This is a genomic window from Cupriavidus sp. 01L46 (genome assembly GCF_056399905.1).
In genome coordinates, this window is record NZ_JBFTSF010000695.1 from 1 (window position 1) to 578 (window position 578).

A 578-nucleotide genomic window follows, 5' to 3' on the forward strand; every position below is an offset into this window, starting at 1 on the left:
GCTGGTGGTCGCCACCGGCGTGTCATCGACCGCGGCAACGCTGACCGTCTTCGTGACCGTATTGCTATTGGCCGTGCCGTCATTGACGGTGAAGCTGATGGTGCGGTTGCCGGTGTTCGGCGCGTCCGAGCTATCGGTGTAGGTGACCGAGCGCAGCGCCGCTTGCCACTGGGCCGTCGTGGCGGTGGCACCGGCCGAGGTCAGGGTCATCACCCCGGTCGCGCCGTTGTAGCTCGCCRWGATATTGCCCATGGTGGCGGGGTTGTTGGTGAAGGCCAGCACGTCCTCGCTACCTTGGAAGTTGCCGGTAATGGCAACGGTGGCGCTGGCGAGCGTGGTGTTGTCCGCATCGCTGATCGTGAAGCCGCCATCGATGGCAACCGGTGTGCTCGCGACGTTGTTGCCCTCGGTGAACGCGGTGTTGCCACCGCTGGTGGTCGCCACCGGCGTGTCATCGACCGCGGCAACGCTGACCGTCTTCGTGACCGTATTGCTATTGGCCGTGCCGTCATTGACGGTGAAGCTGATGGTGCGGTTGCCGGTGTTCGGCGCGTCCGAGCTATCGGTGTAGGTGACCG

Annotated in this window: 1 protein-coding gene; it reads right to left on the bottom strand. The window is 64.9% G+C overall.

From position 1 onward, the window contains the following. Nucleotides 1-578, bottom strand: a 578-nt coding sequence (locus AC1DS3_RS39360) for a hypothetical protein (protein WP_477129464.1), incomplete at both ends; no start/stop codon positions are given.